At 70.1% G+C, this 21,668-nt stretch carries 20 protein-coding genes; 15 read left to right on the top strand and 5 right to left on the bottom strand.

Annotated elements, in window-relative coordinates; all coding sequences use genetic code 11:
* Positions 1-72 precede the first annotated feature (72 nt).
* The 9 genes from ABEA07_RS28570 to ABEA07_RS28530 all read left to right on the top strand — a co-directional run bounded on the left by ABEA07_RS28570 (position 73) and on the right by ABEA07_RS28530 (position 12,227).
* Positions 73-3,261: an AfsR/SARP family transcriptional regulator gene (locus tag ABEA07_RS28570; RefSeq protein ID WP_345542169.1), complete on the top strand. Its 3,189-nt coding sequence runs from the start codon at positions 73-75 to the stop codon at positions 3,259-3,261.
* 141 nt (positions 3,262-3,402) lie between these two features.
* Entirely contained in the window at positions 3,403-3,591 is a 189-nt protein-coding gene (locus tag ABEA07_RS28565) for a hypothetical protein (RefSeq protein ID WP_345542167.1), read from the top strand.
* On the top strand, positions 3,588-4,031 hold the full coding sequence (locus tag ABEA07_RS28560) for a hypothetical protein (protein ID WP_345542166.1): 444 nt from the start codon (positions 3,588-3,590) through the stop codon (positions 4,029-4,031). The genes ABEA07_RS28565 and ABEA07_RS28560 overlap by 4 nt, the downstream gene beginning before the upstream one ends.
* A gap of 48 nt (positions 4,032-4,079) precedes the next feature.
* Positions 4,080-4,541 carry a hypothetical protein gene (locus tag ABEA07_RS28555; RefSeq protein ID WP_345542165.1) on the top strand — a complete coding sequence of 154 codons (462 nt, stop codon included), beginning with the start codon at positions 4,080-4,082 and terminating at the stop codon, positions 4,539-4,541.
* Between the two features lie 39 nt (positions 4,542-4,580).
* Entirely contained in the window at positions 4,581-5,669 is a 1,089-nt protein-coding gene (locus ABEA07_RS28550) for an efflux RND transporter periplasmic adaptor subunit (protein WP_345542164.1), read from the top strand.
* Positions 5,666-8,722 (top strand): efflux RND transporter permease subunit, encoded by a 3,057-nt coding sequence (locus tag ABEA07_RS28545; protein ID WP_345542162.1) that lies wholly within the window; start codon positions 5,666-5,668, stop codon positions 8,720-8,722. Before ABEA07_RS28550 ends, ABEA07_RS28545 begins: the two co-directional genes overlap by 4 nt.
* Entirely contained in the window at positions 8,719-10,083 is a 1,365-nt protein-coding gene (locus tag ABEA07_RS28540) for a TolC family outer membrane protein (protein ID WP_345542160.1), read from the top strand. Before ABEA07_RS28545 ends, ABEA07_RS28540 begins: the two co-directional genes overlap by 4 nt.
* Before the next feature lie 21 nt (positions 10,084-10,104).
* A complete protein-coding gene (locus ABEA07_RS28535) occupies positions 10,105-11,700 on the top strand; it encodes an FAD-dependent oxidoreductase (protein ID WP_345542159.1) in 1,596 nt (531 codons plus the stop codon).
* A 155-nt stretch (positions 11,701-11,855) separates the two neighbouring features.
* On the top strand, positions 11,856-12,227 hold the full coding sequence (locus tag ABEA07_RS28530) for a hypothetical protein (protein WP_345542158.1): 372 nt from the start codon (positions 11,856-11,858) through the stop codon (positions 12,225-12,227).
* 44 nt (positions 12,228-12,271) lie between these two features.
* On the opposite strand, the gene ABEA07_RS28525 is transcribed toward ABEA07_RS28530, so the two are convergent.
* Positions 12,272-12,862 carry a mobile mystery protein B gene (locus ABEA07_RS28525; protein WP_345542156.1) on the bottom strand — a complete coding sequence of 197 codons (591 nt, stop codon included), beginning with the start codon at positions 12,860-12,862 and terminating at the stop codon, positions 12,272-12,274.
* Entirely contained in the window at positions 12,853-13,308 is a 456-nt protein-coding gene (locus ABEA07_RS28520; RefSeq protein ID WP_345542154.1) for a mobile mystery protein A, read from the bottom strand. The genes ABEA07_RS28525 and ABEA07_RS28520 overlap by 10 nt, the downstream gene beginning before the upstream one ends.
* A 205-nt stretch (positions 13,309-13,513) precedes the next feature.
* Here ABEA07_RS28520 and ABEA07_RS28515 point away from each other — a divergent pair, with 205 nt between their 5' ends.
* The 3 genes from ABEA07_RS28515 (at position 13,514) to ABEA07_RS28505 (ending at position 15,658) form a co-directional block, all read left to right on the top strand.
* Complete coding sequence (locus ABEA07_RS28515) at positions 13,514-14,797, top strand: extracellular catalytic domain type 1 short-chain-length polyhydroxyalkanoate depolymerase (RefSeq protein WP_345542152.1); 1,284 nt, start codon at positions 13,514-13,516, stop codon at positions 14,795-14,797.
* A gap of 197 nt (positions 14,798-14,994) precedes the next feature.
* Positions 14,995-15,318 (top strand): hypothetical protein, encoded by a 324-nt coding sequence (locus ABEA07_RS28510; RefSeq protein ID WP_345542151.1) that lies wholly within the window; start codon positions 14,995-14,997, stop codon positions 15,316-15,318.
* Positions 15,319-15,418: 100 nt separating this feature from the next.
* Positions 15,419-15,658 carry a hypothetical protein gene (locus ABEA07_RS28505; RefSeq protein ID WP_345542150.1) on the top strand — a complete coding sequence of 80 codons (240 nt, stop codon included), beginning with the start codon at positions 15,419-15,421 and terminating at the stop codon, positions 15,656-15,658.
* 66 nt (positions 15,659-15,724) lie between these two features.
* Here the strand turns inward: ABEA07_RS28505 and ABEA07_RS28500 are convergent, their stop codons facing one another.
* On the bottom strand, positions 15,725-16,204 hold the full coding sequence (locus ABEA07_RS28500; protein WP_345542224.1) for an FKBP-type peptidyl-prolyl cis-trans isomerase: 480 nt from the start codon (positions 16,202-16,204) through the stop codon (positions 15,725-15,727).
* 161 nt (positions 16,205-16,365) lie between these two features.
* On the opposite strand from ABEA07_RS28500, the gene ABEA07_RS28495 reads away from it, so the two are divergent.
* The gene (locus ABEA07_RS28495; RefSeq protein ID WP_345542149.1) at positions 16,366-17,376 is read left to right on the top strand and encodes an SDR family oxidoreductase; all 1,011 of its coding nucleotides are present in this window, start codon (positions 16,366-16,368) and stop codon (positions 17,374-17,376) included.
* Positions 17,377-17,419: 43 nt separating this feature from the next.
* A complete protein-coding gene (locus ABEA07_RS28490; protein ID WP_345542148.1) occupies positions 17,420-18,598 on the top strand; it encodes a YihY/virulence factor BrkB family protein in 1,179 nt (392 codons plus the stop codon).
* Here ABEA07_RS28490 and ABEA07_RS28485 read toward each other — a convergent pair whose 3' ends face one another.
* Positions 18,599-19,606: an SDR family oxidoreductase gene (locus ABEA07_RS28485; RefSeq protein WP_345542146.1), complete on the bottom strand. Its 1,008-nt coding sequence runs from the start codon at positions 19,604-19,606 to the stop codon at positions 18,599-18,601.
* A 202-nt stretch (positions 19,607-19,808) separates the two neighbouring features.
* On the opposite strand from ABEA07_RS28485, the gene ABEA07_RS28480 reads away from it, so the two are divergent.
* Positions 19,809-21,107: an NRAMP family divalent metal transporter gene (locus ABEA07_RS28480; RefSeq protein ID WP_345542145.1), complete on the top strand. Its 1,299-nt coding sequence runs from the start codon at positions 19,809-19,811 to the stop codon at positions 21,105-21,107.
* A 21-nt stretch (positions 21,108-21,128) separates the two neighbouring features.
* Here the strand turns inward: ABEA07_RS28480 and ABEA07_RS28475 are convergent, their stop codons facing one another.
* A complete protein-coding gene (locus tag ABEA07_RS28475; RefSeq protein ID WP_345542143.1) occupies positions 21,129-21,623 on the bottom strand; it encodes a CinA family protein in 495 nt (164 codons plus the stop codon).
* Between the last annotated feature and the right edge of the window lie 45 nt (positions 21,624-21,668).

Genomic DNA, 21,668 nt, shown 5'->3' with positions numbered 1-21,668 from the left:
CTGATGCGCGCCGCCCTTGGCGCGAGCCGCATCGTAGCCTCGCGCCGTATCATGCGCCACGAGGAGGCAAGCATGCCCGCCAAACAGGTGGCCCTCGCCAAGATCTCGCGGCCGCGGCTGCACGACGTGCTGGCGCGGCCGCGGCTGTCCGCCCTGCTGGACAAGGCGGCGCGGCGTCCGGTGGTGTGGCTCTGCGCACAGCCCGGCGCCGGCAAGACCACCCTGGTCGCCGGCCACCTCGAGGCCCGCAAGCGCGACGGCATCTGGTACCAGGTCGATACCGCCGATGCCGACCCCGCCTCCTTCATCTACCACCTTCGCCTGGCGGCGGTCGCCGCTGGCGCGGGCGAGCGGCTGCCGCTGCTGACCCCCGAGTACCTGCCGGACCTGCGCGGCTTCGCGCGCCGCTTTTTCCGCGACCTGTACGCCGGCCTGGGGGCCGGCGCCGCGCTGGTGCTCGACAACTTCCAGGAGGTGCCGGAGGCCGCCGGCTTCCATGCGATCGTGGCCGAGGGCATGGCCCAGGTGCCCGAGGGAACGAACGTCTTCGTGCTCAGCCGCGCCGAGCCGCCCGCCGCCTATGCCGCGCTGCTGGCGGACGATGCGCTGGCGCCGGTCGACGGGGAGGCGCTGCGCCTCACGCCGGCCGAGACGCGGGCCATCGCCCGCAAGCGCGGCGTGACGGACGAGGCCCGCGTCGCTGCGCTGCAGCTGCGCTCGCACGGGTGGGCGGCCGGGCTCACGCTGCTGCTGGCTCGCACGCGGCAGCCGGCTGGCACGCAGGAGGAAGAGGACGAGGCCGAGTCGCTGCAGCATGTGTTCGGCTACTTCGCGCAGCGCGTGTTCGACGGCACTTCGCCGGCGCATCAGCGGGCGCTGATGCAACTGGCCTTTCTGCCACTCATGACGGTGCCGCTGGCCGAGCAGCTCACCGGTCTGCCTGACGCCGGGCGCTTGCTGGACCATCACTTCAAGCGCCACCTGTTCACCGACCGGCGCCGCGTCGCGCAGCCGGCGGCCGGCTACGTGTTCCAGTTCCACGCGCTGTTCCGAAGCTTCCTGCAGCACCAGGCCCGCGCGGCCTGGTCCGGCGACGAACTGCGCGAGTCGACCGGCCGCGCCGCGCAGCTCATGGAGACGGAGGGCCACTGGGAGCAGGCCTTCGCGCTCTTCGACGAGGCCTGCGATGCGGCAGCCTGCGCCCGGCTGGCCGGTGCGCATGCCGAGCGCCTGCTCGAACAGGGCCGGCGACAGACCTTGCTCGACTGGCTGGGCCGCATCCCCGCGCCGATGCGGGAGCGCGACCCCTGGCTCGGCTACTGGGAAGGCCGTGCGCTGATGGCCCTCGCGCCCGATCGCGCACTGCAGGTCCTGCAGGCGCGCTACCAGCACTTTGCGGATGCCGCGGACGTGGTGGGCCAGCTCGCCTGCGGCGCCGCCGTGGTGCAGACCTTGTGGCATGCGCGTCTGGGCTGGTCGGAGATCGCGCCCTGGGTCGACCGCCTCGAGCCGCTGATGGGCGGCGAGCCGGCCTTCCCCACGCGCGGCGTCGAGCTGATGAGCTGGTCGGCGCTGCACGCCGCGCTGGCCTTCTGCCGGCCTGCGCATCCGGCGGTGCGCCCGCTGGGGCCGCGGCTGCTTGCGCTGGTCGACGATGCGGCGATCGAGTGGAACCAGCGCCTCGTCACTGCCACGCACCTCATCACCTACTTTCACAACGCGGCCGAGCACGAGCTCGCGCTGCAGCTCATCGGCAAGGTCGACGCGGCCGTCGAGAACCTGCCGGCCAGCGCGCTCAACCGCGCCTTCTGGTTCGTCTTTCGCGCCATCCACGACATGCGGCAAGCCGACTTCGACGCCTGCGCCATGCGCTTCCAGCGTGCCGAGGACCTGGCGCGCGAGGAGGGCCTGCCGCACGCCGAGTTCGCCGCGATGCAGTTCCGTGCCTACCTGGACCTGACTTTCCGCCGCGCGGCCGAGGCGCAGGCGCGGATCGCGCGCATGGAAGTCCACCCGGCCCGCGGCACGCGCGATGCCGAGATGAACTTCTTCGTCGCCCGGACCATGCTGGCGCAGCTGCGGGGCGAGACGCAGGCGGCACTGGAACACGCGCACCGCGGGCTGGAGGCGGTGGAACGCGTCGGCGCCGCCTACTTCCAGGCCGTGTTCCCGGCGCTGTTCGCCAGCGCGCTGGCCGACGGCGGCGAGGCCGACCGAGCGTCGGCGATCGTCGAGCGCTCGCGCAGCCTCTCGCGCGGCAGCTACCTGGAGGCGATGGAGGCCCAGTTGCTGCTGGAAGAGGCCTACATCGCCCACGTGCAGGGCGATGCCGCCACCACCCTGGCCAGACTCGCCGAGGGCTTTGCCCTGGCCGCTGCCGACGCCACGCGGGCCGCCTACGCGCACCGTGCCGTCACGCGCAAGCCGGTGCTGCTGCACCTGGCGCTCGCGGCGGGTATCGAGACCGATCTGGTGCGGCGCTTGATCCGCCGCTGGCGCATCGCGCCGCCGTCGCAGGAGCTGGCGCTGTGGCCCTGGCCGGTGCGGGTGCGCACGCTGGGCGGCTTCGAGCTGCTGGTCGACGACCTGCCGGTGGAATTCGGCCGGAAGGCGCCGCGCAAGACATTGGCATTGCTCAAAGCCATCGTCGCGCGCGGCGGCGGCGCGCCCGAGGGCGTGCTGGTCGACACCTTCTGGCCTGACGAGACCGGCGACGCCGCCGCGCGCTCCCTGGCCGCGGCCGTGCGCCGCCTGCGCGCGCTGCTCGGAACCGACGATGCGGTGATCCAGCAGGGCGGCCAGCTCTCGCTCGACCGGACGCTGGTGTGGGTCGATGCCTGGGCCTTCGAGCGCACCCTGGCCGCGGCGCGCGCCGCCGCGCCGGGCGACACCGAGGCTCTTGGCGAGGCGCTGGCGCTCTACCGCGGCGCCTTCCTCGCCGAAGAGGAAGGCGAGAGCTGGCCGGTGCCGATGCGCGAGCGGCTTCGCGGCAAGTTCATCCAGGCGGTGGCCGAGCATGCGCACGCGCTGGAGCGTGCGCAGCGCCACGAGGAGGCCGTCGCCTGCTACCTGCGCGGGCTGGAAGCCGACGACGTGGTCGAGCCCTTCTACCAGGGGCTGATGCGCTGCTACCACCGGCTGGACAGGCTCCCTGAGGCAGTCAGCATTTACCGGCGCCTCAAGCAGACCTTGTCAGTCACGCTCAACCTGGCGCCTTCGGCGGGGACGGAGACGCTGTACCGGAGCTTGCGGTCGGGGTGAGCACGTCGCCTCGGAACCGAGCGCGGCGAACGGGGTGGCCCACCGGCACCGGGGCGCGTTGCCCGTGACGGATTCGCGAATAAGTAGCCAATAAGTAGAGGCTCCCTTTGGACACTGGCTCCATCGAAAGAAGGAGCCGATGTGAGAGAGATACGCAGCTACCTGGTACGCGTGTACCGCCATGACGCCGATTCGCTCGCCGGCGTCGTCGAGGATGTCCGGAGCAGCCGGATCGTCCCCTTCCAGTCCCTGGCCGAGCTGTGCCTGGTGCTGAGCGGGCGCAAGCGCTTCGCCCGGCGTGGCGTGCGCCCCCGGAGGGCGGCGCCATGAAGGCGGCCGACAGCCTGGCGACGCCGGCCGAATCGGTCTCCAGCGACCCGGCCGAGGAATACAAGTGCGTCTGCGATTTCATGCGCCTGTATGCGACGCTGCGCTTCTACCAGTTGGCGCTGCTGCTGGGCACCACCGGCAGCATCATCACCGCCCTGTCCTCCCATGCCGTGCGCACCGGCTTCGCCCGTGCCGAGCTGCTCAAGGCCGGCGGGCTGGTCGTGAGCCTCGCGTTCCTGGTGATGGAGTTCCGCTCCACCACCTACTGGCACGGCCTGCGTGACCGCGGCAACGCACTGGCGCGACAGCTGCGCTTCATGTGTTTCCCCACCCCCTCGCGCTGGAACCCGCTGACCACCAGCGGCGCCGGCTTCTACCTGCATGTCGTCGTGGCCGCCCTCTGGCTGACCAGCCTGTTCCTGCGAATGCAGCCGGACTGACCGATCACCCGTCCCGCAACCCCCCACCACCTGAAAGAGACAACTGCCATGACTGCCAAGACCCCTTCCGTCCTCGCCCTGTCCCTGACCCTGTCCCTGACCCTGAATACCGCCGGCCTGGCCCATGCGGCCGGCACGGCCTCGCCGGCGATCTACCCCGCCAAGGGCCAGAGCGCCAAGCAGCAGGACAAGGACAAGTATCAGTGCTACGGCTGGGCCCGCGACCAGACCGGCTTCGACCCGGCGCAGGTGCAGACCGCCGCGGCGCCTGCGCCCCAGCCGCCCGGCGCGCTGGCCCGCGGTGCGATGGGCGGCGCAGCGATCGCCTCGATCGCCGACCACGACCCGGCCGACGGCGCCGCGGCCGGCGCGCTCGGCGCCGCGGTGCGCGGAAAGATGAAGGAACGCCAGGCGGCGCAGCAGCAACAGCAGGTCCAGGCCCAACAGAAGGGCGCCTACGACCGGGCCTTCAAGGCCTGCATGGAGGGGCGCGGCTACGCGCTGCGCTGAGTCCCGGCGCCCATGGACGACGACCAGAAGGAGCTCGCCATGAATCCCCCCACCGTGCTGGCCCTGCTCGGCGCTGCCCTGCTGGCCGGGTGCGCCCCGAAGGAAGAAGCCGCCCACGAGGAGATCCGCCCCGTGCGCAGCGTCGTCGCCGGCGAAAGCAGCGGCAGCGTGGGCGCCACCTATTCGGGCCAGGTCCAGTCGCGCTACGAGAGCAAACTCGGCTTCCAGGCCTCCGGCCGCATCGTGGCGCGCCTGGTCGAGATCGGCACCCACGTGCGGCGCGGCCAGCCGCTGATGCGGCTGGACCCGGCGCAGGAGGCGCTGCAGGTGGTGGCGGCCGCTGCCAGCGTGGACGCGGCCCGCAGCCGCGTGGCCCAGAACCGCGTGGACCTGCAGCGCACCGAGCAGCTGCTGGCGCGCCAGTTCGCCTCGCAGGCCGAAGTGGACCAGCAGCGCCTGGCGCTGGCCGAGTCCGAGTCGCAGCTGCGCTCGTCACTGGCGCAGCAGCAGCTGCGCGTCAACCAGCGCGGCTACACCGAGCTGGTCGCCGACCGCGACGGCGTGGTCGCGTCGATCAGCGCCGAGTCCGGCCAGGTGGTGTCCGCCGGCCAGCAGGTGATCACGCTGGCCGCCGACGGCGAGCGCGAGGTGCTGGTGAGCGTGCCCGAATCGCGCATCGACGAGCTGCGGCGCGCGAAGCGGCTGGAGGTGACGCTCTGGGCCCGGCCCGGCCAGCGCTACGAGGGCAGCCTGCGCGAGCTCGCGCCCGACGCCGACAGCGTGACGCGCACCTATGCCGCGCGCATCGCCGTCAAGCGCGCGGATGCGGCGCTGGTGCTGGGCATGACGGCTTCCGTCTTCGTGCCCGACGTCGAGGGCCGCTCCGCCATCCGCCTGCCGCTGTCGGCCATCCACCACCAGGACGGCAAGCCGATGGTGTGGGTGGTGGATGCGGCCAGCGCGCGGGTGGCCGCACGTCCGGTCGAGCTGGGCAGCGCGCAGAACGACAGCGTGCTGATCGCAGGCGGCCTCGAGGGCGGCGAGACCGTGGTCACGGCAGGCGTGCACATGCTCCATGCGGGGCAGAAAGTGAAGGCGGCCGCCAGCGCGCCGGGGGCGCAGCCATGAGCAGAGTGAACCTGTCCGAGTGGGCGCTGAAGCACCCGCAGATGATCGTCTTCCTCCTGCTGCTGCTGGGCCTCTGCGGCCTCTTCGCATACGGCCGCCTGGGCCAGAAGGAAGATCCCGAGTTCACCGTCAAGACCATGGTGGTGCAGGCCTCCTGGCCCGGCAGCTCGGCCCGGCAGATGGCCGAGCAGGTCACCGACAAGCTGGAGAAGAAGCTGCAGGAGATCGCCGAGATCGACTACACCAGCAGCTACGCCAAGCCCGGCCTCACGCAGATCAAGGTCAACCTGCGCGAGGCGACGCCGCCGGCCGCGGTGCCGCAGGTCTGGTACCAGGTGCGCAAGAAGCTGGGCGACATCCAGGCCACGCTGCCGCAGGGCGTGCGAGGCCCCTTCTTCAACGACGAGTTCGGCGATACCTTCGGCAACCTCTACGCCATCACCGGCGACGGCTTCGGCTATGCCGAGCTGCGCGACTTCGCCGATGCCGCGCGCAACGAGTTGCTGCGCGTGGCCGACGTCAACAAGGTGGAGCTGGTGGGCGCCCAGGATCCGAAGATCCACGTCGAGGCCAGCAACGCCAGGCTGGCCTCGCTGGGCATCGATCCCTCGCTCATCGCGTCGACCCTGGCCGCCGCCAACACGGTCGATGCGGCCGGCACGGTGCTGACGGCCTCCGAGCAACTGCGCCTCAGCGTCAGCGGCGAGTTCGATTCCGTCGAGAGCATCCGCGACATGGGCATCCGTGCCAACGGACGCAGCTTCCGCCTGGGCGACATCGCCGAGGTGCGGCGCGGCCTGGCCGATCCGCCGACTTCGAAGATGCGCTTCGACGGTCAGGAGGCCATCGGCCTGGCGGTCAGCATGCGCAAGGGCGGCGACGTGATCCGGCTCGGCCGGGAGCTCTCGGCCACCGTCGCGCGCATCCAGGCCAGTCTGCCGGTGGGCGTGCAGGTCCATGCCGTCTCGGACCAGCCCAAGGTGGTGGCCGAGTCGGTGCACGAGTTCAAGAAGAGCCTGCTGGAGGCCGTGGTCATCGTGCTGGTGGTGAGCTTCTTCTCGCTGGGCCTGCGCACCGGCCTGGTGGTGGCGCTCAGCATCCCGCTGGTGCTGGCCTTGACCTTCCTGGTGATGTACGTGCTGGGCATCGAGCTGCAGCGCATCTCGCTGGGCGCGCTGATCATCTCGCTGGGCCTGCTGGTGGACGACGCGATCATCGCGGTCGAGATGATGGCGCTCAAGCTCGAGCGGGGCTGGGACCGCTTCCGTGCCGCAACCCACGCCTACACCGCGACCGCGTTCCCGATGCTCACCGGCACGCTGATCACGGCGGCGGGTTTTCTGCCGGTGGGCTTTGCCAGGTCGGGCGCGGGCGAGTACGTGTTCTCGCTGTTCCAGGTGGTGGGCATCTCGCTCCTGCTGTCGTGGATCGTCGCGGTGGTGTTCACACCCTGGATCGGCTTCGCGCTGCTGAAGGAGCAACCGCATGCGGCCCACCATGACGAGGACGCGATCTACCGGCGCGGCTTCTACGCGCGCTTCCGTCGCCTGGTCGAGCTGTGCCTGACGCGGCGGCGCTGGGTGATCGCCGGCACCCTGGCCCTCTTCGCCGGCTCGGTCGCGCTCTTCGGGCTGGTGCCCAAGCAGTTCTTCCCGGCTTCGGACCGGCCCGAGCTGATGGTCGACCTGTGGCTGCCCCAGTCCGCCACCTTCGAGGCCAGCCAACGCGAGGTCGAGGCGCTGGAGGCACTGTTGCGCAAGGACCCCGACGTGGCCTCAGTCACCAGCTACGTCGGCACCGGCAGCCCGCGCTTCTACCTGCCGCTGGACGTGCAGACGCCCGATCTGAACCTGGGCGAGCTGATGGTGATGACCCGAGGCGGCAAGGCACGCGAACGCGTGCTGGCCAAGGTGCAGCACCTGCTGGACGACGGCTTTCCGCTGGTGCGCGGCCGCGTGAACCGGCTGGAGAACGGGCCGCCGGTGGGCTACCCGGTGCAGTTCCGCGTCTTCGGGCAGGACCCGGCCCAGTTGCGCGCCATTGCCGAGCGGGTGGCCGCGGTCCTGCGTGCCGACCCGCATGTGCGCCGCGTCAACCAGGACTGGGGCGAGCGGCTGAAGCGGCTGCGCGTGGACGTCGACCAGGACAAGGCGCGCCAGCTCGGCATCAGCTCGCGCCAGGTCAAGGCTGCGCTGCAGGGTTCGCTCAGCGGCACCACGATCACGCAGTACCGCGAGGGCGACAAGGCGCTCGATGTGGTCGCGCGGCTGGTGGAGGAGGAGCGTACCGACCTCAACAACCTGAAGGACGCGCGCATCTACCTGCGCGAGGGCAGGTTCGTGCCGGTGTCGCAGGTGGCGCGGCTGTCGCTGGACAGCGAGGACAGCGTGCTGTGGCGCCGCAACCGCGTGCCCACGCTCACCGTGCGGGCCGACGTGGCCGGCGCCGAGGCACCCGACGTGGCGCTGGCCCTGAAGCCGAAGATCGACGCGCTGGCGAAGACGCTGCCGCTGGGCTACGGCATCGACGTGGGCGGCGCGCTGGAGTCCAGCAGCAAGTCGCAGGCCTCGATCTTCGCGGTGATGCCCCTGATGGCTGCGGCCGTGCTGCTGCTGCTCATGGTCCAGCTGCAGGACCTGAAGAAGATGGCGCTGGTGCTCTTCACCGCGCCGCTGGGTCTGATCGGCGTGGCGCTGATGCTGTTCGCCTTCCGCATCCCCTTCGGCTTCGTCGCCATGCTGGGCGTGATCGCGCTGGCCGGGATGATCATCCGCAACTCGGTGATCCTGGTGGTGCAGATTGACCACGACGTGGCGGCCGGCGCGCCGCTGTGGACCGCGATCGTCGAGTCGGCCGTGCGGCGCATGCGGCCGATCACCCTGACGGCGCTCGCGGCCATCCTCGCGATGGTTCCGCTCACGCGCTCGGTCTTCTGGGGTCCGATGGCCTGGTCCATCATGGGCGGGCTCTTCGTCGCGACCCTGCTCACCCTCCTGTTCCTGCCCGCGCTCTATGCCAGCTGGTATGGCGCGAAGCGGCCCGCGGCCGCATGACCTCCACGGACACGACGATGAACACCCTGCACGTGAAGCAGGCGGCCACGGCGCTGCTGATCGCCGGCGCATCGGGCGCCGCCTTCGGGCTCGACCTGATGGCCTCCTACGAAGGCGCGCTGCGCGCCGATCCCACCCTGCGCGCCGCCGACCAGGCCCTGCTGGCGGGCCGCGAGAAGGCGGTGCAGGGGGACGCACTGCTCAAGCCCCAGATTTCGCTCCAGGCCAGCCTGAACCGGGTGAGCGAGAGATCCAAGGTCAGCACCGCCCTGGGTACCTCGCAGTCGGACAGCCGCGGCAACGTGCACCAGCTCGGCGTGCAGCTGGTGCAGCCGCTGTACGACGCCAAGGCCGGCGCCGAGCGCATGCAGCTGCACCAGCAGAGCGCGCTGGCCGAGGTCGGCCACCGCGATGCCCGGCAGGACCTGGTGCGACGCGTGGCCGAGACCTACTTCAACGTGTTGCTGGCGCGCGAGACCCTGCGCGTCGCCCAGGCCGAGCTGACCGCGGTCGGCATGCAGCGCGAGCGCGCGCAGGCCCGCTTCGACGTGGGTCGCGGCCGCATCACCGACCTGCAGGAAGCGCAGGCGCGCCAGGACAGCGTGGCGGCGCGCGAGGTCTCGGCCCGGAGCACGCTGGCGCTGCGGCAGGCGCAGTACCGCGAACTCACCGGCCTGCCGGCCGAGGGCCTGGCGGAACTGCGTGCCGGCTTCGCGCCCGTGCCGCCGCAGCCCGACAGCCTGGAGACCTGGCAGAGCCGGGGACTGGACGGCAACACCCGCGTGCAGGCCAAGCGCAACGAACTGCTCATCGCCGGCGCCGAGATCGACAAGTACAAGCTGAGCGGCCGGCCCACCGTCGATCTGGTCGCCAGCTTCACGCGCCAGGGCCAGAACGGCAGCCTGCCGGCCTCCGTTTCGCCGGACAGCGCGCGCGGTGCCAGCGTCGGCCTGCAACTCACGGTGCCGCTCTACACCGGCGGCGCGCTGAGCTCGCGCTGGCGCGAATCCATCGCGCGTCGGGACCAGGCCGAGCAGGAGCTGGGCGCGGCCCAGCGCGATGCGCGGCTGCAGGTGCAGGACGCCTTCCTTGCAGTGAAGACCGGCGTGAGCCGCATCCGCGCGCTGGAGCAGTCGGTGCTTTCGGCGCGCACCGCGCTGGAGGCCACCACGCTCGGCCGCGACCTGGGAAGCCGCACCGAGCTGGACGTGCTCGATGCCCAGCAGCGCCTCTACACCGCCGAACTGGACTTGGCGCAGGCGAGGAACGACTATCTGCTCGGCCGCATCCGGCTCGCTTCCGCGGCCGGCGAGTTGCGCGAGGACGACCTGCGCGCGCTCAACGGTTATCTGGTGCACTGAATCGACAACAGGAGGAAGACCATGGACACCGATGTTCTGATCGTCGGCGCCGGACCCACCGGCCTCATGCTCGCCAACCAGCTCGCCCGCCGCGGCGTGCGCACGCTCATCATCGACCGCCATGCCCATCCGGCACGCGAGACGCGAGCGCTCGGCGTGCAGGCCCGCACGCTGGAGATCTACCAGAAGCTGGGCGTGGTGGAGCAGGCGCTGGCGCTCGGCAAGCGCGGCGACGGCGCCAACCTCTGGGCAGACGGCCGCCGCATGGCGCGCGTGCCGCTGGCGGATGCCGGATCGCGGCTCAGCCCGTACCCCTTCATCCTGATCCTCGGCCAGGACGACAACGAGAAAATCCTCGGCGCGCGCCTGCGCGAGTTCGGCCTGTCGGTGGACTGGAACACCGAGCTGAAGGCGTTCACCCAGACGCCGGGGGGTGTCGTCGCGACGCTGCAGCGGGCCGACGGCAGCCTGCGCGAGGTGAAGGCGGCTTGGATCGCGGGCTGCGACGGCGCGCGCAGCGCGGTGCGGGAGCAGAGCGGCATCGGCTTTCCCGGTGCGCCTTACGAGCATGTGTTCTTCGTCGCCGACGTGGAGGCGACCGGCGAGATGGTGCCCGACGAGGTGAACGTGTACCTTTGGAAGGAGGGCTTCCACCTGATGTTTCCGATGCGCGGGACGGACCACTGGCGGCTGGTCGGCATCCTGCCCGAGGCGCTGCGCGGAAAGTCCGATGTGGGCTTCGAGGAGGTGGTGCCGGCGGTGCACGCGCAGGCCGGCAAGGGGCTGGTCTTCAAGGCCTGCAGCTGGTTCTCGACCTACCGCATTCACCACCGCAGCGCTTCGCACTTCCGCGAAGGGCGCGCCTTCGTGCTCGGCGACGCGGCGCACATCCACAGCCCGCTGGGCGCGCAGGGCATGAACACGGGCCTGCAGGATGCGTACAACCTCGCCTGGAAGCTGGCGCTGGTCACGCGGGGGATGGCCGATGCCTCGCTGCTCGATTCCTACGAGGCGGAGCGGCTGCCGGTGGCGCGCCGCCTGCTGGACACGACGGACCGCGGCTTCCGGCTGGTGGTGTCCGACAACTGGTTCGCCGGCCTGCTGCGCACCGAGGTGCTGGCGCGCGTCGGCGCCCTGGCCATGAGCCGGCCGCGCATCCAGCGCACCGCCTTCCGCACGGTGTCGCAGATCGGCATCCATTACCGGGACAGCGCGCTGTCGACCGCGCTGGGCGGGACGCCCGAGGACGCGCCGCGCGCGGGCGACCGCTTTCCCTGGGTGCGCCTGCGCTTCTCGCCGCAGGGACCGGCGCAGGACGTGTTCGCGAAACTGGACGACCTGCACTTCCACCTGCTCGTGTTCGGGCAGGACCCGCCGGCCCGCACCGGCTGGCCGGCCGATGAATTGCTGCGCGTGCATGCGGTGCCGTCCGCGCCGGACAACGACGCCGAACTGGACCGCATGCGTATTCCGCGAACCTCGTTCTACCTGTTGCGGCCGGACGGCCATGTCGGGCTGAGCGGCGTGCGCCTGGACGAGGCGGACGTGGCGCGCTACGCCCGCGAGCGGCTGGCCCTGGCCGGCCCAGGCGCGCCTACGTCAGCATCGGCCTCGTGACAATAGCGATAGTGACGAGGGCCGGTGCCGCCGCACCGTTCACACTCGGGCGCTACTTGGAGCGAGAAGGGGTTTGCATGGCGACGGATGTGAAGCAGGTTGAGGAGCGAGTCGGGCGTCGGCCCCCGGGAGGGTCCTGGATCGAGTCACGGGGCGTGCATGCCCTCCTGGCCGTGGCATTCGCCATCGCCGTGTTCGCCGTGGCCGTGACGGGCTGGTGGGCCTCTACCTACTGGATCCCGCTGCAGGACGTGAAGGGCGCGGTGCGGACCCAGCTCGCCAACGGTGCCTCGGCGCGGTTCGAGCACGTCTGGTACAGCAAGCAGACCCGCGTCGGCTGCGGCTATGTCAGCGTGCAGGGGCCCGCGGGCGGTCCCCAGGACAAGAAGCACTTCATCCTCTTTCCTGGTGGCGAACTCCAACTCGAGCCCCCGCGCGAGACCCCGGGCGACGCCGTGCAGCAGATCGCAGCGCTGGAGAAGCAGGCCAGCTACGCGCGAGCGATCCGGGCGAACTGCCTGCGCTGATCCGGCAGACGCTCAAGCAGCCGACGCGCCGCCGCCCTGCACGCTCAGCTCCGGACGAAAGCCGCAAGCTTGCCGTAGTCGCCGCCATCGGCTGACCGCAAGGCATGCAAGTAGTTGCTGCGGACGTCGCCGCCGCTGACAAGATCGGCTCCGCTGCCCCAGGAGAAGGGACGACCGCCCAACCCGTTCAACAGCGCATCAGTCATCAGCCGCGAGTGCCTGCCGTTGCCGTTTGGAAATGCATGAACCAGCACGAGCTGGTGGTGAAAGCGCAATGCGATCTCGTCAAGCGGGAACACTTTCTCGTCGACCCAGAAGCGCGTGTTGTCAAGCAGCTGGCGCAACCTCGTCGAAATCTGGCGCCAATCACAGCCAATGTTCTTGTCTGATTGTCGGAAGGCACCCGCCCACTTCCAAGTCTTGGCGAACATGCGCTTGTGCAGCTCGCGGCAGAAGGCTTCGGTCAATACCGGGGCATGTCGACCGCGCTTGAGCCACTGGAACGCCTCGACGATGTTGGCCTGTTCCCATTCGTTGAGTTGGCCCTGTGTCGCGACATGTCGCGGAATGAGTTGGGCCAGCTCGTCCGCGTCGAGCGGCGTCTGGCCCGCCTGGTACCGGAGCGCTACCGCCACAGCTTCGACCGCTTGCCGGCGAGCAGTTCGTTGCGACGCTGGTCCAGCTGCCTGCGCAGGTACGGCTCACTTGGCCGCTGGTCTTCCAAGGTCATCGAATGCGCTACACCCATGACTTCGGAAGCGGCAATGCGATTCGCCTGTTCCTCGACCATCTCCGTCAGCGGCTTGCGGGGCACCAGGCCGTAGACGACCTCGCAGTCCAGGCCGTCGGCCAGCTTGCGCAGTTGCGCCAGAGAGATGCGCCCGTCGGCTTCGGACTGTTCCGACTTGTGCAAGCTGGACGCGGAAATTCCGACGCGAGCGGCCTGCTGGCGGACCGTCAGGCCCAGTGCCTCGCGCACGGCCCGCAGCCAGCCGCCGCCTGGAGGCCGCATTTCCCGAAGCTCGTGATAAGGGGCAAGGGCGGCGTCGACCTGTTCGAGGCGAAGTTGGGCAAGGTACATTTGTTTTCCCATCGGCTGACGTAATGCGGCAACATGTTATCCCATGGGGATACAAAATGGCATCATTTGAATCCCTGCAAGAGAACAAAAAAGAGAGTCTTATCAACTTGTTGGCGAACAAAATACGCCAACACAGTGTGGAAGGTGCCGCCCCGTCCTTTGCTGCGTTGTTACAGTCGGCTGCCCAACGAGAAGGACGGTCCACATGGCATTTCCCCTGTTATGCAGGATCGCTGCTTTCCTGCTCGCCATCACCGCTTTGCCCGCCGACGCCGGCACCACCAGTTCCTTCACCCTCCCCGCCCAGAGCTACGCGGGCTCGCGCGAGCGCCAGTACAAGGTCTATGTGCCCGACGGCCTGGCCGGGCCGGCGCCGATGGTCATGGTGCTGCATGGCTGCCAGCAGACGCACGACGACGTGCTGCGCGACTGGGGCCTCACGGCGGCGGCCGATCGCCTCGGCTTCATCCTCGTCGCGCCCTTCATCACCAGCTACGACGGCCTGCGCAACACCAATTGCTGGGGCTTCTGGCTCGACCCGCACCGGCACCAGGGCCGCGGCGAGCCGGAGGACCTGCACCAGATCGGGCGGCAGGTGGAAGGGCGCTTCGCCGTCGACCCGAAGCGACGCTACGTGACCGGGCTGTCGTCCGGCGGCGCGATGGCGGTGGTGCTATCGGTCACGCACAACGAGTACTTCGCCGCGGCGGCCAGCGCCTCGGGCCTGCCCTATGGCGAGGATGCGGCCTCGGTGTCCTTCTCCGGCTGCCCGGGCAGCGCCACCTTCCATGCCGTGAGCCGGGTGGTGTCGGACATGCGGGCCGAGCGCAACGCCGCCTACCCGATCCCGCTGATGGTGCTGCAGAACAACGCCGACTGCACCGTGGTCCAGCCCGCCGGCCGCAACCTGCGCGATGCGCAGCTGCAGCTCAACGGCGACGCCGGCCACGACACGCCGGCCGAGGCGCTGGCGCAGCAGCGCGCCTGCACGCCGGTCAACGGCAGCGGCTACGGATGCCAGCACAGCTTCTACACGGTCGATGCGCGGGCCGGCAGCCGCTCGCTGGTCGAGACCGTGTTCTACGACGGGCCCACCGCCACGCCCGACCCGGGCGATACCGACCATGGCCACTACTGGATCGGCGGCGCGCAGGGCCGCGACGGCAAGTGGGCATTGCAGCGCGGGCCCAGCTACCCGGACATCGTGTGGGATTTCTTCTCGCGCCACGTGGCCGAGGGCGGGACCGCGCCGCCGCCTCCTCCGCCACCCCCACCGCCGCCGCCTGCCTGCACCCGCGTCAGCGCCGCGCCCGGTGCGCACATCGGCGCGGGGCGCGCGGCCTTCGGCGGCATGTTCAACCTGCGCGCCATCAGCACGGGCGACCAGCGCGACATCGGCTTTGCCTGGGACTATTTCTTCGCTCGCGTGACGCTCCACCAAGGCGAGGGCGGTCGCTGGTACGTGCAGGCGCCGGCCGGCTGCGGCTGAGCCGGCTGAGCCGCGCGTGGACGCAGTCGCCTCGCACTTGAAACGATGAACGATGAGCGGCCCGATTCCCTCGCTGTTCGCGCAATGGCACGCGCCACGGCCCCTGCACAATTTGCCTCGGCCGGGCAGCGACCCGGTGACTGAGCAGGCCGGAGACACACGGGTCCTGCGAAACCTCTCCTCGCCGACACCACATCATGGCCATGCCCTCTTCGCCAGAAAGCCCTGCCCGCGAACGGGAGCGGCCCGAGGGCGGGCTGCTGGCCCGGGCGGCCATGCGCACCCAGCCGTTGCCGCTGACCTACCCGGCGCCGCCGCGCCGGACTCGGCGCTTCGCAGCGCGGCCATTCCTCTCGGTGCTGGGCTACTACGCGCTGGGCGTTTTCGCCTTCCTGGTCATGGTCGCCGCGGGCAATGCGCCGGGCGCCGTCGAGTTGCCCTGGATGGCCTGGCGTGCCCTCGAGATCACCGGGCCCGTGGCCCTGCTGCTGGCGCTGGCAGCCGGCCGCTGGTGGGTCTGACAAGAAGCCCGGACGTCGTCCGCCCGGCGCCACGGCGCCTTCCTACAGGGACGCGGCGGCGCGCGGGTCTATCTTGGCTGCGACCAAGGAGTCCTGCACCATGCCTATCGCCACCCCGCCCCCCGACTTCGATCCCACCATCGTTCCGCCGGCGCACAAGGAACTGACCGAGGCGCAAGCCCGCGAGACCGGCGTCGCCACCGGCTCACCCACCTCACCGGCCGGGCCCAACGGGCTGGTGCCGCAGGACAAGCGCATCACCGATCTGGTCAAGCTCTGGCCCCAGGACCGGCCCACGGCTTCGCTGCTGGTGCGGGCCTCGCTCGCGAAGGGCTGGTAGTACCGCCATGGCCGGCCTCCTCGCGATGCGCTATCTCTGGTTGCGCCTGCGCAGGGACTATCAGCCTCAGTGGTGATGCCCGTGCTCGCCATGCACGTGGCGATGGGCGATTTCTTCAGCCGTGGCCGTGCGCACGCCCGTCACGGTGAAGCTGAACTTGAGTGATTTGCCGGCCAGCGGGTGATTGCCGTCGAGGATGACCTGCGGGCCCTTGATCTTCACGACGTTGTAGACCTGGGGCTGCCCCTGGTCGTTGCGGCCTTCGAGCTGGCCGCCGACCTTGACGCCCGGCGGGAAGTCGCTCTTCGGGATGGTGCGCATCAGCGATTCGTCCCGCTCGCCGAAGGCGTCTTCGGGTTTCAGGTGCAGCGTGGCCTGGTAACCCACGGCCTTGCCTTCGAGGGCCGCCTCGATCTTGGGAAAGGTGTTCTCGTAACCGCCGTGCAGGTAAACCATGGGCGTGCTGCCTTCGTCGACGAGTTTGCCGGTGGTGGCGTCGGCGACCTTGTAGCGCAGGGTGACGACGGCGTCTTTCTGGATGTTCATGTGGATGGGCGTGGGCGAATGACTGACGAGTAGAGGCACGGATTCTCCGTCAGGTCCGCTTGTCATCCGAATGCCCACATGGCGACGGAGCCCGCGCCGACGAGAGCGCGCAGCGGCAACTCCGATAACGAACTCGACTGATCCGGTCGCTGGAGATTGCCATGCCCTTCGATACGCCTTCTTCCCCTTCTGCCTCTTACAAGCTGTCACCGGTGGTGGTCTTGACCGGGGCCTCCAGCGGCATCGGTCGCGCGACCGCACTGGCGTTTGCCGGGGAGGGTGCCGACCTGGTACTGGCGGCGCGCGATCGCGAGGCCCTGGAGGTGGTCGCGGCCGAGTGCAGCGAGGCCGGCGCCCGCGTTCTGGTTCAGCCGACCGACGTGACCGACCCGGGGGCCGTGCAGCGCCTGGCGGATGCCGCCCTGGAGCGCTTCGGGCAGATCGACGTGTGGATCAACAACGTGGGCATCGGCGCCGTCGGCTTGTTCGACCAGACCCCCATCGAGGCGCACCGCCGCGTGGTCGAGGCGAACCTGCTGGGCCACATGCACGGTGCCCATGCGGTGCTGCCGCATTTCCGCGCGCGCCGCTGCGGCACGCTGATCAACATGATCTCGGTGGGCGGCTGGATCCCCGCGCCCTATGCGGCGGCGTACAGCGCCAGCAAGTTCGGCCTGCGCGGCTTTTCCGAGGCCCTGCGGGCCGAGTTGGCCGGCGTGCCGGACGTGCATGTGTGCGAGGTCTATCCCACCTTCGTCGACACGCCCGGCGTGACGCACGGGGCCAACTACAGCGACCACCGCCTTCGCCCGCCGCCGGGGCTGGTCGATCCGCGGCGGGTGGCGCAGGTGCTGCTGTCGATCGCGCGGCGGCCGCGGCGTGCGACCTACGTCGGCGTCGGCGCGCGCTCCGGAATCCTGGCCCATGCCGTGGCGCCGAACCTGGTGGCGCGCGCGATGATGTGGCTGACCGAGCGCAGCCTCGCACGTTCGGAGCCGCGGCCTCATACCGACGGCAACTTGTTCTTGCCTTCGGCGGGGCATGCGATCGACGGCGGCTTCGGCGCTTCGAAGCTCGCCGGCCGGCCGTCGGCGGTGGCCGGCATGGCGGCCACGGCGCTCGGGGCGGCGGCGCTGATGGGCTGGTGGGCGATGCGGCGCCGGCGGGCGTAGACAGTCTGCTGAGTCACTGACTGACAGAGCACGCGAGACCCCCATGACACCCAAGCAACTCTTTTCTCTCTGCCGCCAGTCCGTCAGCGCCTGGATCGACGACTACGCCCCGAGCATGGGCGCCGCCATCTCCTACTACACCATCTTCTCGCTGGCCCCGTTGCTGGTGATCGTGATCGCGGTCGCGGGCGCGCTGTTCGGCCGCGAGGCGGCGCAGGGGCGCATCGTCGAGCAGGTCTCGGGGCTGGTCGGCCGGGAGGGGGCGGTCGCGGTCGAGGCCATGCTGCGCAGCGTCAGCGAGCCCGACAAGGGGCTGATCGCAGGCTTGATCAGCGCGGTGGTGCTGCTGGTCGGCGCCACCACCGTGTTCGCCGAACTGCAGAGCGCGCTGGACCGCATCTGGCACGTTCCGGAGCGGCAGAAGCCCTCGGGCGTGTGGGCCGTGCTGAAGGCGCGGCTGCTGTCCTTCGGGCTGATCCTGGGCCTGGCCTTCCTGTTGATGGTGTCGCTGGTGGTGAGCGCGGGCCTGGCGGCCTTCGGCCAGTGGTTCGGCGGCCTGATGCCGGGATGGGAACTGCTGCTTCAGGGGCTGAACGTGCTCATCTCGCTGGGCATCGTCACCCTGCTCTTCGCGATGATCTACAAGCTCATGCCCACCGCGCGCATCGCCTGGCGCGACGTCTGGGTCGGCGCCCTGGTGACGGCCCTGCTGTTCGAGGTCGGCAAGCTGGGCATCGGGCTCTACCTGGGCAAGAGCGGCGTGAACGAATCCTTCGCGGCGGCCGGTTCGCTGGTGCTGCTGGTGGCCTGGGTGTACTACGCGGCGCAGATCTTCCTGCTGGGCGCGGAGTTCACCAAGGTCTATGCGGGCGCGCACGGCTCGGCTTCGGGCGTGAAGGCGGTGGCGGCGACGGAGGTCCACGCGCGGGAGAGCGAGGAAGGAACGGACCGCGTGCAGGGGAACGAGGCCACGGCGGCCCCGACCCCTGCAACAGCCACCGCCGCGGCTGCCGCGCCGGTGCCCGACGATGCCGGCATCGGCCTCACCGCGCGCACGCAGGAAGAGATCGACCGGCGCGTGGAGCGGGCCCAGGCCCGGTTGTTGAAACAGGTGCTGTGGCTCGGTGCGCTGGCCTTCGGCAACCTGGTGGCGCAGCACTGGTACCGGCGGGAGCACAAGAGCGCGCGGCAGCGCAGGCGCGCGCTCAGGCACGCGCGCTAGCTAGACTGCGCCCACGCTCCCGGTGATCGGCAGCACGATGCCCGTGATGTAGCTCGCGCAGCACGGCGCCGCCAGGAACACATAGGCCGGCGACAGCTCCTCCGGCTGGGCCGGGCGCTTCATGTCGGTGTTCTTGCCGAAGTTCCTGACCTTCTCCGGCGCGCTGTCCGCCGGGTTGAGCGGCGTCCACACCGGCCCGGGTGCAACCGCGTTGACGCGGATGCCCTTGTCCAGCAGATTGCTCGCCAGCGACTTGGTGAAGGCGTGGATGGCGCCCTTGGTGGTCGAATAGTCGAGCAGGTGGCTGCTGCCTTCCAGGCCGGTGACGGAGCCGGTATTGATGATCGAACCGCCGCTCGGCAGGTGCGGCACTGCGGCGCGCGCCATCTGGAAATAGCCGTAGATGTTGGTCTTGAACGTCAGGTCCAGCCGCTCGTCGGTGATGTCCTCGATGCTGGCGGCATGCAGCTGGAACGCGGCGTTGTTGACCAGGATGTCGAGTTTGCCGAAGGCATCGATGGTTTCTTTCACGGCGCGCTGGCAGAACGCCGGATCGCGCACGTCGCCGGGGATCAGCACGCAGTGCCGGCCCTCTTCATGGATGCAGCGCCGCGTCTCTTCGGCATCGACCTGCTCGTCGGGCAAGTACACGATGGCGAGGTCGGCGCCCTCGCGCGCATAGAGCAGCGCGACCGCGCGGCCGATGCCGGAGTCGCCGCCGGTGACCAGCGCCACCATGCCGTCGAGCTTGCCGCTGCCCAGGTAGCCGGAGGCCTGGAAGCGCGGCTGCAGGTCCATCTCGGCCTCCAGGCCGGGCTTCTTGAGATGCTGGGCCGGCATCGGGTTTTCCGGCTCGGGGCGATGCCCGGCCTGGACCGGCGCCTTGCTGGGCTTGGCGTCGCCCGCGGCGCGATCCTTGGCGTCCTGCTCCCGCTGGAGCTTGCGCTGCTGCGCGGCGACCTCGCTCGCTTCGGTGGTGGAAGGCGGCTGCCGGGTGGTGGTGGGCATGGGGAGCTCCTGGTGATGAGAGTGTGTGAAAGGGGTGGTGACGGCTCCACCGTAGGGAGCCGGCTCGCGGGCGCATGTCGTCCGAAGCCGCATGCCGCGCGCGGACTCGACCAACTCCCACAATGAGAAGCGGCTCGCGCCTGCGCGCCGCAACCGGCCCGGCCACGACGCTGGATACTTGGAGACACACATACGTTGCTCTATGCGCACGCCGCCCCAGACCGCTCCCGGAAGCACGGACGCCGAGGTTCCGCAACGGTGGTGGTCCAAGCTCGGCCCCGGCCTGATCACCGGTGCGGCCGACGACGATCCGAGCGGCATCGCCACCTACTCGCAGGCCGGTGCGCAGCTCGGCTACGGCGTGGGCGGCACGCTGCTCTTCACCTACCCGCTGATGGTGGGCATCCAGCTCGCGAGCGCGCGCATCGGGCGCGTCACGGGCCGCAATCTGGTCGAGGCCTTCATCCGCTTCTGCCCGCGCTGGCTGGTGGCGGTGCTGGTGCTGCTCCTGCTCATCGCCAACGTGATCAACCTGGGCGCGGACCTGAACGCGATGGGCGATGCGGCGGCGATGGTGCTGCACGGGCATGCGGCCTGGTACGCCATCGGCTTCGGCGTGCTGTCGCTGCTGCTGCAGGTGTTTCTGCCCTACGACAGATACGTGCGGGTGCTCAAGTGGCTGACGCTCTCGCTGTTCGCCTACGTCGGCGTGGTCTTTGCGGTGGACGTGGACTGGCCGGCTGCGCTGCGGGGCCTGCTGCTGCCCTCCTTCGCGTGGAACAAGGAGAACGTGACCACGGTGGTGGCGATTCTGGGGACCACCATCAGCCCCTATCTCTTCTTCTGGCAGGCGGCCCAGGAGGTCGAGGAAATCCGTCGCGTGCCGGACGACCATCCGCTGCGCGTCGCACCCGAGCAGGCGCGGCGGCAGTTGCGCCGCCTGCGTGTCGACACCGCGGTCGGAATGGGGTTCTCCAACCTGATCGCCTTCTTCATGATCACCGCCACCGCGGCCACACTGCATGCCAAGGGCCACACGGACATCCAGACCACCGCGCAGGCCGCGGCGGCGCTGCGCCCGCTGGCGGGGGATGCGGCATTCCTGCTGTTCGCGCTGGGTGTGATCGGCACCGGCCTGCTGGCCCTGCCGGTGCTGGCCGGTTCGGCGGCCGACGCGGTGGCCAGCTACTTCCACGTGCGCCGCGGGCTGAACCTGCCGCTGGCCAAGGCCCGCAGCTTTTACGGCATCCTGGCGGTGGCCATGGCCATCGGGGTGGTGATCGGCATCTCCGGGGTGAACCCGATCTCGGCGCTCTACTGGTCGGCGGTGGTCAACGCGGTGATCTCCGTGCCGGTCATGGTGGCCGTGATGATCGCGGCCGGCAGCCGCAAGGTCATGGGCGACATGCCGCTGTCGCGCAAGTGGAAGCTGCTCGGCTGGCTGGCGACCGCCGCGATGGCGGCGGCCTCGCTGGCCTTGCTGGTGGTCTCGGTGGCCTGATCCACCGTCCTTCGGCTTTCGTCAGGCCTTGAAACGCCGGTGGTAGTGCTCGATGCGCTGGAGCGCATAGTCGGCCGCGGCTTCGCGGATCCTGTTGCGGTCGCCCTCGAAGCGCTTCGTCTCGGTAAAGACCTGAATGCGATGGCCTTCCCGGAAGGCCCAGCCGAAGCACTGTGTGCCGGCGGGCACCTTCGGATCGGCATCGTCGGCCACGCCGGTGTTCGAGACGGCCACGCCGGCATCGCTGCGCTGCAGCGCGCCGCGCGCCATCTCCAGGGCGACCGGCTCGCTGGTGAGATTGAAGCGCTCCAGGGTGCTCTGCTTGACGCCCAGATGGCGTTGCTTGGCGCCGGGGTCGTACACCACGAAGGCCGATTCCAGCACCTGGCCGGCGCCGGGCACCGCGGCCAGGCGCGAGGCGATCAGTCCGGCCGTGCAGGACTCCGCCGTGACGAGCACCAGGCCATGCGTTTGCAGATACTGCGCCGCGGCACGGGTGGGGTCGGATGCATCCATCGAGAGCTCCAGTGCGAGATTGGTAAAGACCAAGGTAGGAAGCGG

The sequence above is a fragment of the Variovorax defluvii genome, assembly GCF_039541515.1.
Taxonomy (GTDB): Bacteria; Pseudomonadota; Gammaproteobacteria; order Burkholderiales; family Burkholderiaceae_C; genus Variovorax; species Variovorax defluvii.
This window is presented reverse-complemented; position numbering and strand designations above follow the sequence as displayed.

Bases quoted from the DNA above. Each gene is read 5' to 3' on its own strand.
- ABEA07_RS28545 (WP_345542162.1), top strand. From the start codon at position 5,666: ATGAGCAGAGTGAACCTGTCCGAGTGGGCGCTGAAGCACCCGCAGATG.
- ABEA07_RS28560 (WP_345542166.1), top strand. From the start codon at position 3,588: ATGAAGGCGGCCGACAGCCTGGCGACGCCGGCCGAATCGGTCTCCAGC.
- ABEA07_RS28540 (WP_345542160.1), top strand. From the start codon at position 8,719: ATGACCTCCACGGACACGACGATGAACACCCTGCACGTGAAGCAGGCG.
- ABEA07_RS28480 (WP_345542145.1), top strand. From the start codon at position 19,809: ATGCGCACGCCGCCCCAGACCGCTCCCGGAAGCACGGACGCCGAGGTT.
- ABEA07_RS28535 (WP_345542159.1), top strand. From the start codon at position 10,105: ATGGACACCGATGTTCTGATCGTCGGCGCCGGACCCACCGGCCTCATG.
- ABEA07_RS28475 (WP_345542143.1), bottom strand. From the start codon at position 21,623: ATGGATGCATCCGACCCCACCCGTGCCGCGGCGCAGTATCTGCAAACG.
- ABEA07_RS28505 (WP_345542150.1), top strand. From the start codon at position 15,419: ATGCCTATCGCCACCCCGCCCCCCGACTTCGATCCCACCATCGTTCCG.
- ABEA07_RS28515 (WP_345542152.1), top strand. From the start codon at position 13,514: ATGGCATTTCCCCTGTTATGCAGGATCGCTGCTTTCCTGCTCGCCATC.
- ABEA07_RS28570 (WP_345542169.1), top strand. From the start codon at position 73: ATGCCCGCCAAACAGGTGGCCCTCGCCAAGATCTCGCGGCCGCGGCTG.
- ABEA07_RS28490 (WP_345542148.1), top strand. From the start codon at position 17,420: ATGACACCCAAGCAACTCTTTTCTCTCTGCCGCCAGTCCGTCAGCGCC.
- ABEA07_RS28510 (WP_345542151.1), top strand. From the start codon at position 14,995: ATGGCCATGCCCTCTTCGCCAGAAAGCCCTGCCCGCGAACGGGAGCGG.
- ABEA07_RS28520 (WP_345542154.1), bottom strand. From the start codon at position 13,308: ATGTACCTTGCCCAACTTCGCCTCGAACAGGTCGACGCCGCCCTTGCC.
- ABEA07_RS28550 (WP_345542164.1), top strand. From the start codon at position 4,581: ATGAATCCCCCCACCGTGCTGGCCCTGCTCGGCGCTGCCCTGCTGGCC.
- ABEA07_RS28555 (WP_345542165.1), top strand. From the start codon at position 4,080: ATGACTGCCAAGACCCCTTCCGTCCTCGCCCTGTCCCTGACCCTGTCC.
- ABEA07_RS28495 (WP_345542149.1), top strand. From the start codon at position 16,366: ATGCCCTTCGATACGCCTTCTTCCCCTTCTGCCTCTTACAAGCTGTCA.
- ABEA07_RS28500 (WP_345542224.1), bottom strand. From the start codon at position 16,204: ATGAACATCCAGAAAGACGCCGTCGTCACCCTGCGCTACAAGGTCGCC.
- ABEA07_RS28485 (WP_345542146.1), bottom strand. From the start codon at position 19,606: ATGCCCACCACCACCCGGCAGCCGCCTTCCACCACCGAAGCGAGCGAG.